The 12450-nt window shown below is 70.8% G+C and carries 11 protein-coding genes and 1 pseudogene; all 12 read right to left on the reverse strand.

Annotated features, from left to right (window positions below; all coding sequences use genetic code 11):
- Positions 1–12: 12 nt before the first annotated feature.
- Positions 13–312 carry an NADH-quinone oxidoreductase subunit NuoK gene (nuoK, locus tag ACFVUY_RS32845; RefSeq protein WP_195911268.1) on the reverse strand — a complete coding sequence of 100 codons (300 nt, stop codon included), beginning with the start codon at positions 310–312 and terminating at the stop codon, positions 13–15.
- The gene (locus ACFVUY_RS32850) at positions 309–1226 is read right to left on the reverse strand and encodes an NADH-quinone oxidoreductase subunit J (protein WP_359902331.1); all 918 of its coding nucleotides are present in this window, start codon (positions 1224–1226) and stop codon (positions 309–311) included. The genes nuoK and ACFVUY_RS32850 overlap by 4 nt, the downstream gene beginning before the upstream one ends.
- Positions 1226–1834: an NADH-quinone oxidoreductase subunit NuoI gene (gene nuoI, locus ACFVUY_RS32855; RefSeq protein WP_359902267.1), complete on the reverse strand. Its 609-nt coding sequence runs from the start codon at positions 1832–1834 to the stop codon at positions 1226–1228. Before nuoI ends, ACFVUY_RS32850 begins: the two co-directional genes overlap by 1 nt.
- Before the next feature lie 6 nt (positions 1835–1840).
- The gene (nuoH, locus tag ACFVUY_RS32860; protein ID WP_387691487.1) at positions 1841–3169 is read right to left on the reverse strand and encodes an NADH-quinone oxidoreductase subunit NuoH; all 1329 of its coding nucleotides are present in this window, start codon (positions 3167–3169) and stop codon (positions 1841–1843) included.
- 200 nt (positions 3170–3369) lie between these two features.
- Positions 3370–5811 (reverse strand): annotated as a pseudogene (locus ACFVUY_RS32865) (NADH-quinone oxidoreductase subunit G); the annotation flags it as partial.
- Positions 5808–7169: an NADH-quinone oxidoreductase subunit NuoF gene (gene nuoF / locus ACFVUY_RS32870; protein ID WP_387691489.1), complete on the reverse strand. Its 1362-nt coding sequence runs from the start codon at positions 7167–7169 to the stop codon at positions 5808–5810. The pseudogene ACFVUY_RS32865 and the gene nuoF, both read right to left, overlap by 4 nt.
- On the reverse strand, positions 7169–8059 hold the full coding sequence (gene nuoE / locus ACFVUY_RS32875; RefSeq protein WP_387691490.1) for an NADH-quinone oxidoreductase subunit NuoE: 891 nt from the start codon (positions 8057–8059) through the stop codon (positions 7169–7171). The genes nuoF and nuoE overlap by 1 nt, the downstream gene beginning before the upstream one ends.
- The gene (locus ACFVUY_RS32880; RefSeq protein ID WP_387691491.1) at positions 8056–9396 is read right to left on the reverse strand and encodes an NADH-quinone oxidoreductase subunit D; all 1341 of its coding nucleotides are present in this window, start codon (positions 9394–9396) and stop codon (positions 8056–8058) included. Before ACFVUY_RS32880 ends, nuoE begins: the two co-directional genes overlap by 4 nt.
- On the reverse strand, positions 9396–10109 hold the full coding sequence (locus ACFVUY_RS32885; RefSeq protein WP_387691492.1) for an NADH-quinone oxidoreductase subunit C: 714 nt from the start codon (positions 10107–10109) through the stop codon (positions 9396–9398). The genes ACFVUY_RS32880 and ACFVUY_RS32885 overlap by 1 nt, the downstream gene beginning before the upstream one ends.
- Positions 10106–10660: an NADH-quinone oxidoreductase subunit B family protein gene (locus ACFVUY_RS32890; protein WP_074005520.1), complete on the reverse strand. Its 555-nt coding sequence runs from the start codon at positions 10658–10660 to the stop codon at positions 10106–10108. The genes ACFVUY_RS32885 and ACFVUY_RS32890 overlap by 4 nt, the downstream gene beginning before the upstream one ends.
- Before the next feature lie 128 nt (positions 10661–10788).
- The gene (locus ACFVUY_RS32895) at positions 10789–11148 is read right to left on the reverse strand and encodes an NADH-quinone oxidoreductase subunit A (protein ID WP_030060100.1); all 360 of its coding nucleotides are present in this window, start codon (positions 11146–11148) and stop codon (positions 10789–10791) included.
- A 596-nt stretch (positions 11149–11744) separates the two neighbouring features.
- Positions 11745–12446, reverse strand: coding sequence for a response regulator (locus ACFVUY_RS32900; RefSeq protein WP_387691495.1), 702 nt, complete (start codon positions 12444–12446; stop codon positions 11745–11747).
- Positions 12447–12450: the final 4 nt, after the last annotated feature.

Below are 12450 nucleotides of genomic sequence, written 5' to 3' on the forward strand. Positions count from 1 at the left end.
AAGGTCCTCCGCCTACAGCTTCATCAGGTTGCTGTCGTCGACCGAAGCGGAGTGCCTGGTCCGGAAGATGGAGACGATGATGGCGAGGCCGACCACGACCTCGGCCGCCGCCACCACCATCGTGAAGAACGCGATGATCTGGCCGTCCAGGGTCCCGTGCAGCCGGGAGAAGGTCACCAGGGCGAGGTTCGAGGCGTTCAGCATCAGCTCCACGCACATGAACAGCACGATCGCGTTGCGCCGGATCAGCACCCCGGCCGCGCCGATGGTGAACAACAGGGCCGACAGGTAGAGGTAGTTGACCGGGTTCACTCCGCGCCCTCCTCGCCGGCCGGGTGCTTCACGTTGTTCGCCGGCACCGGCTCGCCGTTCGCCGGCACCGGCTCCAGCGACTTGCGCGGGGCCGTCACCGCCGGCCGCTCCGAGGACGGACGGCCCAACCAGTCCGCCGTGCTGTTCTCCAGCTCCGCCATCCGCTGCAGCATCGCCTGGCTGACGTCCCGGACCTGGCCGCGCTCGCGCAGCGTCGCCATCACCGAGTCCTCGGCGATCGTGCCGTCCGGCAGCAGCGCCGGGACGTCCACCGCGTTGTGCCGCGCGTACACGCCCGGCGCCGGCAGCGGCGGCAGCTGGATGTTGTCCATGATCCGCTGCGCCGCCAGCTCGCGCTGCGTCTTCGGCGCCTTCACGTGCTCCCGGTGGGTCAGCACCATCGCGCCGATCGCCGCGGTGATCAGCAGCGCGCCGGTGACCTCGAAGGCCCACACGTACCGGGTGAAGATCAGCCGGGCCAGGCCCGGCACGTTGCCCTCGGCGTTCGCCTCGGACAACCCGGTGAAGTGGTCCAGCTTCGCGTTGGCGATCCCGGCGATCAACAGCACGCCGAAGCCCAGCCCGCACAGCGCCGCGGCGAACCGCTGGCCCTTCAGCTGCTCCTTCAGCGAATCCTCGCTGGTGACACCGACCAGCATCACCACGAACAGGAACAGCATCATGATCGCGCCGGTGTAGACCACGATCTGCACCACGCCCAGGAACACCGCGCCCTGGGCCATGTAACAGACCGCCAGCGCCAGCATGGTGGCCGCCAGGCAGAGCGCGCTGTGCACGGCCTTGCGCATCAGCACCATGCCGAGCGCGCCGCCGACCGCGATCACCGCGAGCACCCAGAACTGGACGGCCTCACCCGTCGAGGTCGTCCCGGTCGCTTCCGCCAGCCGCGCGATCACTGCTGCACCTCCCGGTCCCGGTCGGTGCGCTCCTGCTGGACCGTGCCCGGCGCCGCCGCGGTGATCTCGCCCCGGTAGTACGCGCCCTCGTCGGTGCCGGGGAAGATCGCGTGCGGGGTGTCGACCATGCCCTCGGACAGGCCCACCAGCAGCTGCTCCTTGGTGAAGATCAGATCCCGCCGGGAGGAGTCGGCCAGCTCGTACTCGTTGGTCATGGTCAGCGCCCGGGTCGGACAGGCCTCGATGCACAGCCCGCACAGGATGCAGCGGGCGTAGTTGATCTGGTACACCACGCCGTAGCGCTCACCCGGGGAGTAGCGCTCCTCGTCCCGGTTGTCCGCGCCCTCCACGTAGATCGCGTCGGCCGGGCAGGCCCACGCGCACAGCTCGCAGCCGACGCACTTCTCCAGGCCGTCCGGGTGCCGGTTCAGCTGGTGGCGGCCGTGGAAGCGCGGAGCGGTGGGCTTCTTCTGCTCCGGGTACTGCTCGGTGAGCCGCTTCTTGAACATGGCCTTGAAGGTCACGCCGAAGCCGGCGGCCGGGCCGAGGATCGACGGACGGTCGGCCCGTTCGGGGCGGCCCGTACGATCGGACTGGTCGGACATCTCGGTTCAGCTCCCTTCGGAATGGTCGGCCCCGTTGAGGGCGTCCTGGAGTTGCTTCGGGGCGCGGCTGCGCCGGCGCGGCACCGGCGGGAGCGCCTGGCCAGGCAGCGGCGGGACCGGATAGCCGCCCGCCATCGGGTCGAAATCGGCCTTGGGCGGAGTGACTTCGGGTTCCGGCTGCTTCCTCAGGAAGTCCCGCAGCAGCGCCAGCAGCAGGATCACGCCGACCGGCGCGCCCACGTACAGCACCACCTCGCCGAAGTCGTAGCCCTCGTTGCGCAGCGCCCGCACGCTCGCGATCAGCACCAGCCACACCAGCGAGACCGGGATCAGCACCTTCCAGCCCAGCTTCATGAACTGGTCGTAGCGGAACCGGGGCAGCGTGCCGCGCAGCCAGATGAAGAAGAACAGCAGCAACTGGATCTTCAGCGTGATCCACAGCATCGGCCACCAACCGTGGTTGGCGCCCTCCCAGAACGTCGACACCGGCCACGGGGCCCGCCAGCCGCCCAGGAAGAGGGTCGAGGCCACCGCCGAGACCGTCACCATGTTCACGTACTCGGCCAGCATGAACATCGCGAACTTCAGCGAGGAGTACTCGGTGTTGAAGCCGCCGACCAACTCGCCCTCGGCCTCCGGGAGGTCGAACGGCGCCCGGTTGGTCTCGCCGACCATCGCGATGATGTAGACGATGAACGACACCGGCAGCAGCGCCGCGAACCAGGTCGGCTGCTGGTGCGCCACGATCTCCGAGGTCGACATCGAACCCGAGTAGATGAACACCGCCGCGAAGGACAGGCCCATCGCGATCTCGTAGCTGATCATCTGCGCGGACGAGCGCAGCCCGCCCAGCAGCGGGTACGTCGAACCCGAGGACCAGCCCGCCAGCACGATGCCGTAGATGCCCACCGCGGCCGTCGCCAGGACGTACAGCAACGCCACCGGGAAGTCCGTCAGCTGGAGCGGCGTGCGGGTGCCGAAGATCGACACCTCGTTGCCGGCCGGGCCGAACGGGATCACCGCGAAGGCCATGAACGCGGGGATGGCGCAGACGATCGGGGCCAGGATGTAGACCACCTTGTCCGAGCCCTTGACCACCAGGTCTTCCTTCAGCGCCAGCTTCACGCCGTCCGCCAGCGACTGCAGCATGCCCCACGGGCCGTGCCGGTTGGGCCCGATGCGCAACTGCATCCAGGCCACCACCTTGCGCTCCCAGACGATCGCGATCAGCACCGTCAGGACCAGGAAGGCGAAGCAGAACACCGCCTTCAGCAGCACCAGCCACCACGGGTCCTGCCCGAAGAAGTGGAGCGTCTCGTACGGCTGCGGAGTCATCGGTCCTCCCCTTCTCCCGCGGTCCCGTCCACGGTCGAACCGGCCTGGGCCTGCGCCCGGGCCGACTCGTCCGGTTCCTGCTCGTCCTGCGCCGCCCCGTCCTGTGTTGCCGGGCCGGGATCGGGCTGGGCCTGGGCCTCGGCTGCGGGCTCGGCCGCGGCCTCGGGCTCGGGCTCGGGCTCGGGCTCAGGCTTCGCCTCGGCCGCGGCGATCGTGACCAGGTGGCCGACGGAGGCGCCGAGCGCACGCGGGGCACCGCCCGGAGTGGAGCCGAGCGGGACCCAGACCGTGCGGTCCGGGATCGAGTCGGTGACCTCCAGCGGCAGGGTCAGCGATCCGGCCGGGCCGGTCAGCCGCAGGGCCCCGGCCGCCTCCGCGCCGATCTCCTTGGCCGTCTCCGCCGAGATCCGGGCCACCGCCCGGTGCCGGGTGCCCGCCAGGTGCGGATCCCCCTGCTGCAGCGCGCCGTTGTCCAGCAGCAGGCGCCAACCCGCCAGCACCGCCTGGCCGGCGGCCGGCCGGGGCAGCGGGCCGGGGTGGGCCGCCGGGTCGGCCGTGCGCTCGCCCTCCCAGGGGGCGAAGCGGTCCAGCTCCAGCCGGGCCGCCCGGACGTCCGGCAGTCCCAGCCGCCCGCCCAGCGCGTCCGCCAGCATGCTCAGCACCCGCAGGTCCGGCTGGAGGTGACGGCCCATCTGCTGGTCCGGCTTGAGCGCGGCCTCGAACATCCGCACCCGGCCCTCCCAGTCCAGGAAGGTGCCGGCCTTCTCCACCGCCGCGGCCACCGGCAGCACCACGTCGGCGCGCGCCGTCACCGCCGAGGGCCGCAGCTCCAGCGACACCAGGAACGGCACCGCCGCCAGCGCCTCGTCGGCCAGCGCGGGGTCCGGCAGGTCGTCCGGGTCCACGCCGCCGACCAGCAGCGCGTCCAGCTCTCCGGCCACGACCGCCGCCAGGATCCCGTCGGTGTCCCGGCCCGGCCGGGACGGCAGCTCGGCCCCGCCCCACAGCTCGGCCGCCTCCGCCCGGGCCGCCGCGGCGGCCACCGGACGGCCGCCGGGCAGCAGGCCCGGCAGCGCGCCCGCCTCCACGGCCCCGCGCTCACCGGCCCGGCGCGGCACCCAGGTGAGCCTGGCGCCGGTCGCGTGCGCCAGGCGCAGCACCGCCGTCGGCCCGCCCGGGACCGCGGCCAGCCGCTCGCCCACCAGGATCACCGCACCCGGGGCGCGCAGCAGTTCCGCCGCCCGGCCCGCGTCGTCGTTCAGCGGCTCGTCCGCCGCCAGCGCCGCGAACCACTCCGGCTCGGTGCCGGGGGCGGCCGGCAGCAGCGCGCCGCGCAGCTTCGCCAGGCCCCGGGAACCGAACGCGGCCACCGAGAACACCTTCAGGCCCGTCGCCCTGGTCGCCTTGCGCAACCGCAGGAAGACGATCGGCGACTCCTCCTCCGGCTCGAAGCCCGCCAGCAGCACCGCCGGCGCCCGGTCGAGGTCCTCGTACGCCACGCCGGCGCCGTTCACGTCGACGCCCCGCCCGGCCACCGCCGCGGCCAGGAAGTCCGCCTCCTCACCGCTGTGCGGGCGGGCCCGGAAGTCCACGTCGTTGGTGCCGAGCACCACCCGTGCGAACTTCCCGTACGCGTAGGCGTCCTCGACCGTCACCCGGCCGCCGGCCAGCACCCCGGTCCGGGCCCCGCGCAGCCCCTCGGCCGCCCGGGCCAGCGCCTCCGGCCAGGAGGCCGGCACCAGCTCGCCGTCGACCCGCACCAGCGGGGTGGTCAGCCGGTCGCGCTGCTGGGCGTAGCGGAAGGCGAAGCGGCCCTTGTCGCAGTTCCACTCCTCGTTCACCGCCGGATCCTCGCCCGCCAGCCGGCGCAGCACCTTGCCGCGCCGGTGGTCGGTGCGCTGCGCGCAGCCCGAGGCGCAGTGCTCGCACACGCTCGGCGAGGAGACCAGGTCGAAGGGGCGCGAGCGGAACCGGTACGCCGCCGAGGTCAGCGCGCCCACCGGGCAGATCTGGATGGTGTTCCCGGAGAAGTACGACTCGAAGTCGTCGCCCTCGCCGGTGCCGACCTGCTGCAGCGCCCCGCGCTCCACCAGGTCGATGAACGGGTCCCCGGCGATCTGCTGCGAGAAGCGGGTGCAGCGCGCGCACAGCACGCAGCGCTCGCGGTCCAGCAGCACCTGGCTGCTGATCGGCACCGGCTTCTCGTAGGTGCGCTTCATCCCCTCGAAGCGGGAGTCGGCGGCGCCGCTGGTCATCGCCTGATTCTGCAGCGGGCACTCGCCGCCCTTGTCGCAGACCGGGCAGTCCAGCGGGTGGTTGATGAGCAGCAGCTCCATCACGCCGCGCTGGGCCTTCTCGGCCACCGGCGAGCTGAGCTGGGTTCGCACCACCATGCCCTCGGCCACCGGAACGGTGCAGGAGGCGACCGGCTTGCGCTGGCCCTCGATCTCGACGATGCACTGGCGGCAGGCGCCGGCCGGATCGAGCAGCGGGTGGTCGCAGAAGCGCGGGATCTGGGTGCCGATGGTCTCGGCGGCCCGGATCACCAACGTTCCCTTGGGGACCCGCACTTCGACGCCGTCGATGGTGAGCGTGACCAGTTCGACCGCGGTCTCGGAGGCGGTTGGCTCTGTGATCGTCACGCGTGCACCTCCCTTTCGGTGGCGGACTGGTGGCCGGGGCGGGGGCCGTCGGCCCAGACGGTGGAGGCGGCCGGGTCGAACGGGCAGCGGCGCTCGGCCAGGTGCTGCTCGTACTCGGCCCGGAAGTGCTGGAGCGAGGAGACGATCGGGCTGGCCGCGCCGTCGCCCAGGGCGCAGAAGGACTTGCCGTTGATGTTGTCGGCGATGTCGAGGAGCTTCTCCAGGTCCCCGTCGACGCCCTCGCCCGCCTCGATCCGCTGGAGCAGCTGGACCAGCCAGTAGGTGCCCTCGCGGCAGGGGGTGCACTTGCCGCAGGACTCGTGGGCGTAGAACTCCGTCCAGCGGGTGACGGCCCGCACCACGCAGGTGGTCTCGTCGAAGACCTGGAGCGCCTTGGTGCCGAGCATCGAGCCGGCCGCGCCGACGCCCTCGTAGTCCAGCGGGACGTCGAGGTGCTCATCGGTGAACATCGGGGTGGAGGAGCCGCCCGGGGTCCAGAACTTCAGCCGGTGCCCGGGGCGGATGCCGCCGCTGAGGTCGAGCAGCTGGCGCAGCGTGATGCCGAGCGGGGCCTCGTACTGGCCGGGGTTGGTGACGTGGCCGGAGAGCGAGTAGAGCGTGAAGCCGGGGGACTTCTCGGTACCCAGGGCCTTGAACCACTCCTTGCCGCGGGACAGGATCGGCGGCACCGAGGCGATCGACTCGACGTTGTTGACCACCGTCGGGCAGGCGTACAGGCCGGCGATCGCCGGGAACGGGGGCCGCAGCCTCGGCTGGCCGCGGCGGCCCTCCAGCGAGTCCAGCAGCGCCGTCTCCTCGCCGCAGATGTAGGCGCCGGCCCCGGCGTGCACGGTGATGTCGAGGTCGACCCCCGAGCCGAGGATGTTCCGGCCCAGCAGCCCGGCCCCGTACGCCTCGGCGACGGCCGCGTGCAGCCGGCGCAGCACCGGGACGACCTCGCCGCGCAGGTAGATGAAGGCGTGGTCGCAGCGGATCGCGTAGGAGGCGATGATCATGCCCTCGATCAGCACGTGCGGGTTGGCGAACAGCAGCGGGATGTCCTTGCAGGTGCCCGGCTCGGACTCGTCGGCGTTGACCACCAGGTAGTGCGGCTTGCCGTCGTTCTGCGGGATGAACTGCCACTTCATGCCGGTCGGGAAGCCGGCGCCGCCGCGGCCGCGCAGGCCGGCCTCCTTGACCAGGGCGATCACGTCGTCCGGCGGCATGGCGAGGGCCGCCTTGAGGCCCTCGTAGCCGTGGTGGCGGCGGTAGGTGTCGAGCGTCCAGGGGCGACTGTCGTCCCAGGAGTCGGACAGGACCGGGGTGAGCAGCTTCTCGGCCGGCTCGGCGGAGGTCATCACGCTTCGCTCCCTTCCTGGCCCTTGCCCGCCTGGCCGTTGTTCGTCTGGCTGTTGCTCGCCTGGGGGTTGCTTGCCTGGCCGTTGCCCGCCGGGCCGTTGCTTGCCTGGCCGTTGCTTGCCTGGCCGTTGTTCGCCGGGCCGTTGCCCTCGTGGCGGGGGGACGCGGGGCGGGGCGAGACCACCTTGGTGCCGGCGGTGCCGGGCAGCGCCTCGCCGCGGGCCAGCCGCAGACCGGCCAGGGACGGCGCGCCGCCGGCCCCGGACTCGTCGTTGGCGCCCGGGCGCTCGTCCGGGAAACCGGCCAGGATCCGGGCGGTCTCCTTGAAGCCGCACAGCCGGGCACCGCGGGTGGGCCGGACCTCACGGCCGGCACGCAGGTCGTCGACCAGCTGCCGGGCGCTCTCCGGGGTCTGGTTGTCGAAGAACTCCCAGTTGACCATCACCACGGGCGCGTAGTCGCAGGCCGCGTTGCACTCGATGTGCTCGATCGAGACCTCGCCGTCCTCGGTGGTCTCGTTGTTGCGGACACCCAGGTGCTCCTGGAGCTCGGCGAAGATCTGGTCGCCGCCGAGCACCGCGCACAGGGTGTTGGTGCAGACCCCGACGTGGTACTTCCCGGCCGGGCGGCGCCGGTACATGGTGTAGAAGGTCGCGACCGCGGTGACCTCGGCGGTGGTGAGGTCCAGCTGTTCGGCGCAGAAGCGGATCCCGGTCGGGCTGACGAAGCCCTCCTCGGCCTGCACCAGGTGCAGCAGCGGCAGCAGCGCCGAGCGGGGCTGCGGGTAGCGGGCGATCAGCTCGGCGGCATCGGCGGCCAGCCTGGCGTACACCTCCTCGGGGTACGGTGCGGCCGGCAGTGCCGGCAGTCCGAGTTCGACGTTGGTCACCGGTCCACGCCTCCCATCACCGGGTCGATCCCGGCCACCGCGACGATCACGTCGGCCACCTGGCCGCCCTCGCACATCGCCGCCATCGTCTGCAGATTGGTGAACGACGGATCCCGGAAATGGACCCGGTACGGGCGCGTCCCGCCGTCGCTGACCACGTGCACGCCCAGCTCGCCCTTGGGCGACTCGACCGCCACGTACGCCTGGCCGACCGGGACCCGGAAGCCCTCGGTGACCAGCTTGAAGTGGTGGATCAGGGCCTCCATCGAGGTGCCCATGATCTTGCGGATGTGGTCGAGGGAGTTGCCCAGCCCGTCCGGGCCGACGGCCAGTTGGGCGGGCCAGGCGATCTTCTTGTCGGCCACCATGACCGGGCCCGGACGCAGCCGGTCCAGGCACTGCTCGACGATCCGCAGCGACTGCTTCATCTCCTCCAGGCGGATCAGGAAGCGGCCGTAGGAGTCGGCGCTGTCGGCGATCGCGACCTCGAAGTCGTAGTCCTGGTAGCCGCAGTACGGATCGGTCTTGCGCAGGTCGTGCGGCAGGCCGGTGGCGCGCAGGATCGGGCCGGTGGCACCGAGGGCCAGACAGCCGGGCAGGTCCAGGAAGCCGACGTCGACCAGGCGGGCCTTGAACACCGGGTTGCCGGTGGCGAGTTTGTCGTACTCGTGCATCCGGGAGCGGAAGACCTTGACCGCCTCGCGGATCTGGTCGACGGCGCCGGGCGGCAGGTCCTGGGCGAGGCCGCCGGGGCGCACGTACGCGTGGTTCATGCGCAGACCGGTGACCAGCTCGAAGACGTCCAGGATCAGCTCGCGGTCCCGGAAGCCGTAGATCATCAGGGTGGTGGAGCCGATCTCCATGCCGCCGGTGGCCAGGCAGACCAGGTGCGAGGCGATCCGGTTGAGCTCCATCATCATCACGCGGATGACGTTGGCGCGGTCCGGGACGTCGCCGGTGATGCCGAGCAGCTTCTCGACCGCCAGGCAGTAGGCGGTCTCGTTGAACAGCGGGGTCAGGTAGTCCATGCGGGTCACGAAGGTGGTGCCCTGGACCCAGCTTCGGAACTCCATGTTCTTCTCGATGCCGGTGTGGAGGTAGCCGATGCCGCAGCGGGCCTCCTTCACCGTCTCGCCGTCGATCTCCAGGATCAGCCGCAGCACGCCGTGGGTGGACGGGTGCTGGGGGCCCATGTTGACGATGATGCGCTCGTCGTCGGCCCGGCCGACCGCCTCGACCACCTCGCCCCAGTCACCGCCGGTGACGGTGAAGACCCGGCCCTCGGTGGTATCGCGGGCGTCCGCTTCCTCGGTCTCTCCAAAGTGCTGGGTGTTCATCAGCTGTACGACCTCCGCTGGTCGGGAGCCGGGATCTGGGCGCCCTTGTACTCGACGGGGATGCCGCCGAGCGGGTAGTCCTTGCGCTGCGGGTGGCCCAGCCAGTCGTCCGGCATCATGATCCGGGTGAGCGCGGGGTGGCCCTCGAAGACCAGGCCGAAGAAGTCGTAGGCCTCGCGCTCGTGCCAGTCGTTGGTCGGGTAGACGCTCACCACGGAGGGGATGCGCGGGTCCGCGTCGGGCGCGGTGACCTCCAGCCGGATCAGCCGGCCGTGGGTGATCGAGCGCAGGTGGTAGACCGCGTGCAGCTCGCGGCCCTTGTCGCCGGGGTAGTGCACGCCGCTCACGCCCAGGCACAGTTCGAAGCGCAGCGCCGGGTCGTCGCGGAGGATGCGGGCGGTCCCCAGCAGGTGGTCGCGGTCGATGTGGAAGGTGAGCTCGCCGCGGTCGACCACGGTCCTCTCGATCACCTCGACCGGGTCCAGGCCCTGCTCCTCCAGGGCGCCCTCCAGCTCGTCGGCGACCTCGTCGAACCAACCGCCGTACGGGCGTTCGCTCGGACCGGGCAGCACGATCGGGGCGGCCAGACCGCCGAAGCCGGAGGTGTCGCCGCTGCCCTTGGCACCGAACATGCCCTGGCGGCGGCCGACCACCTCGACCGGGATCTCGCGGACCGGCTGCTCGCGGCGGGTCTCGGGTACCTGGTCGTTCATCGCAGCTGCCCCCGCATCTCGCTGATCGGGGTGGCCTTCAGGGCGAGCGCCTCACCGAGTTCCTCGGCCCGGCGCCTGTTCACGCCCAGCGGCTCGTGCTGGATCTTGTCGTGCAGCTTCAGGATGGCGTCCATCAGCATCTCCGGACGGGGCGGACAGCCGGGCAGGTAGATGTCCACCGGGACGATGTGGTCGACGCCCTGGACGATCGCGTAGTTGTTGAACATCCCGCCGGACGAGGCGCAGACACCCATCGAGATGACCCACTTGGGGTTGGGCATCTGGTCGTACACCTGGCGCAGCACCGGGGCCATCTTCTGGCTCACCCGCCCCGCCACGATCATCAGATCGGCCTGCCGGGGGGAGCCCCGGAAGACCTCCATGCCGAACCGGGCCAGGTCGTAGCGGCCCGCCCCGGTGGTCATCATCTCGATCGCGCAGCAGGCCAGACCGAAGGTGGCCGGGAAGAGTGACGCCTTGCGCACCCAGCCGGCGGCCGTCTCCACCGTCGTGAGCAGAAAGCCGCTCGGCAGCTTCTCCTCGATTCCCATCAGATCCCTCTCAATGCCCTCGAGTCCGCTGATACGTGGGCCGGTTCTGGCTTGTCCGCTCGTTCACAAGCGGGCGCGCAGCCGGCGGACGGGTGGGGTCGCCACCCCGCGCTCGGACCACCCCGCGCTCAGTCCCACTCCAGGCCGCCGCGCCGCCACACGTAGGCGTACGCGACGAAAACGGTGGCGATGAACAGGAGCATCTCGACCAGCCCGAAGATCCCCAGGGCGTCGAAGGTCACCGCCCAGGGGTAGAGGAAGACGATCTCGATGTCGAAGACGATGAAGAGCATCGCCGTCAGGTAGTACTTGATCGGGAACCGACCGCCGCCCACGGGCTGCGGTGTCGGCTCGATGCCGCACTCGTACGCCTCCAACTTGGCCCGGTTGTAGCGCTTGGGGCCGGTGAGTGAGGCCATCACGACGGAGCCGACCGCGAACGCCGCCGCGATGGCACCGAGTACGAGGATCGGCGCGTAGGCATTCATAGCCCCCGCTCCCTCCGTCCAGTCGTCCTTGACTGCAGATCGGAACCGGCGGGTCACACAGAGGTGAACCCGCGTTCCAGTTCCCGAGATCCACCTCATGTGAGGCAGTTCACAAAGCCTGGAACGAGCGCATCCTATGCCCGTCGGCTTGTGATCTGCGACACGCAGTTCACGGTCACCTTTGTGATCTACGACACCCTTCGAATGGGGTCGAATATGAACATGCCCAGATTTGTCGACGCAAAGCAGTCAAATGATCACAAGCAGTCGCATTTACTTGTGAAGCGGCAGGTCAGGGGCGTGTTCCTATATCAACTATGCGTCGGCCTGAGCAAATTTCCAGGCGCCATGTTGACGTGTTATAGAGGCTCACTCGCAGGGGTGGCGGGGGTCCGAACGCTCGCTTGACCCTTCGTTCACAAGCGCGCGAGCTTGCCGTTGCACGGGGTTCCCCTGCCGCTCCCCGAGCCGCCCGATTCCTCCACCGGGCACCCCCACGTGCCACCTCTGTGCCACCTCCGCGCCGCGTCCGTGCCGCGTCCGTGCCGCCTCGGACAGGCCCGCCTCGGCCCGGCATTTCGAGCGGGCCGGGACGGCTACTGGCGGCCGGCCGCCTGCTCCCAGATCCAGGCCGCGATGCCCACCCGGTTACGGGCTCCGATCTTGCGCTGGATGTTGGCAAGGTGGTTCTTCACCGTCCCCGGCGAGATGAACAGCCCCGCGCCGATCTCGGCGTTGGTCGCGCCGTCTGCCACCAGCTCGGCGATCTCCCTTTCCCTCGTGGTCAGTTCCTCCGTCGGGCCGGCTGTCGACTGCGGAGCCGCCGCGGCCGGCTTGGCGCCGCCCCGCCCGGGCACCGGCTCCGCACCCGGGAGTGCCATGTGCCGCAGGAGCCGGACGGTGATCTGCGGGCTGATCAACGCGTCCCCCGCCATCGCCGCCCGGACCGCCTCGATCAGCAGCACCGGCCCCGACCGCTTCAGCAGGAATCCGGCCGCCCCGTGCCGCAGTGCCGTGTGCACGTACTCGTCCAGGTCGAAGGTGGTCACCACGATCACCTTGCACTGGTCGGCCAACTGCCGTGTGACCTCCAGGCCGTCGACCTTCGGCATCCGGATGTCCGCGAGCACCACGTCCGGCCGCAGCCTCCTGGCCTCCTGCACCGCTGCGGCACCGTCCGCCGCCTCCGCCACCACCACCATGTCCGGCTGGACGTCCAGGATCATCCGGAACGCACTGCGAACGTCCGCCTGGTCGTCCGCGATCAGGATCCGAATCGGCCCTGTTCCACTGCCCATCTCC

The sequence above is a fragment of the Kitasatospora sp. NPDC058063 genome, assembly GCF_042885395.1.
Classification (GTDB): domain Bacteria; phylum Actinomycetota; class Actinomycetes; order Streptomycetales; family Streptomycetaceae; genus Kitasatospora; species Kitasatospora lactacystinica.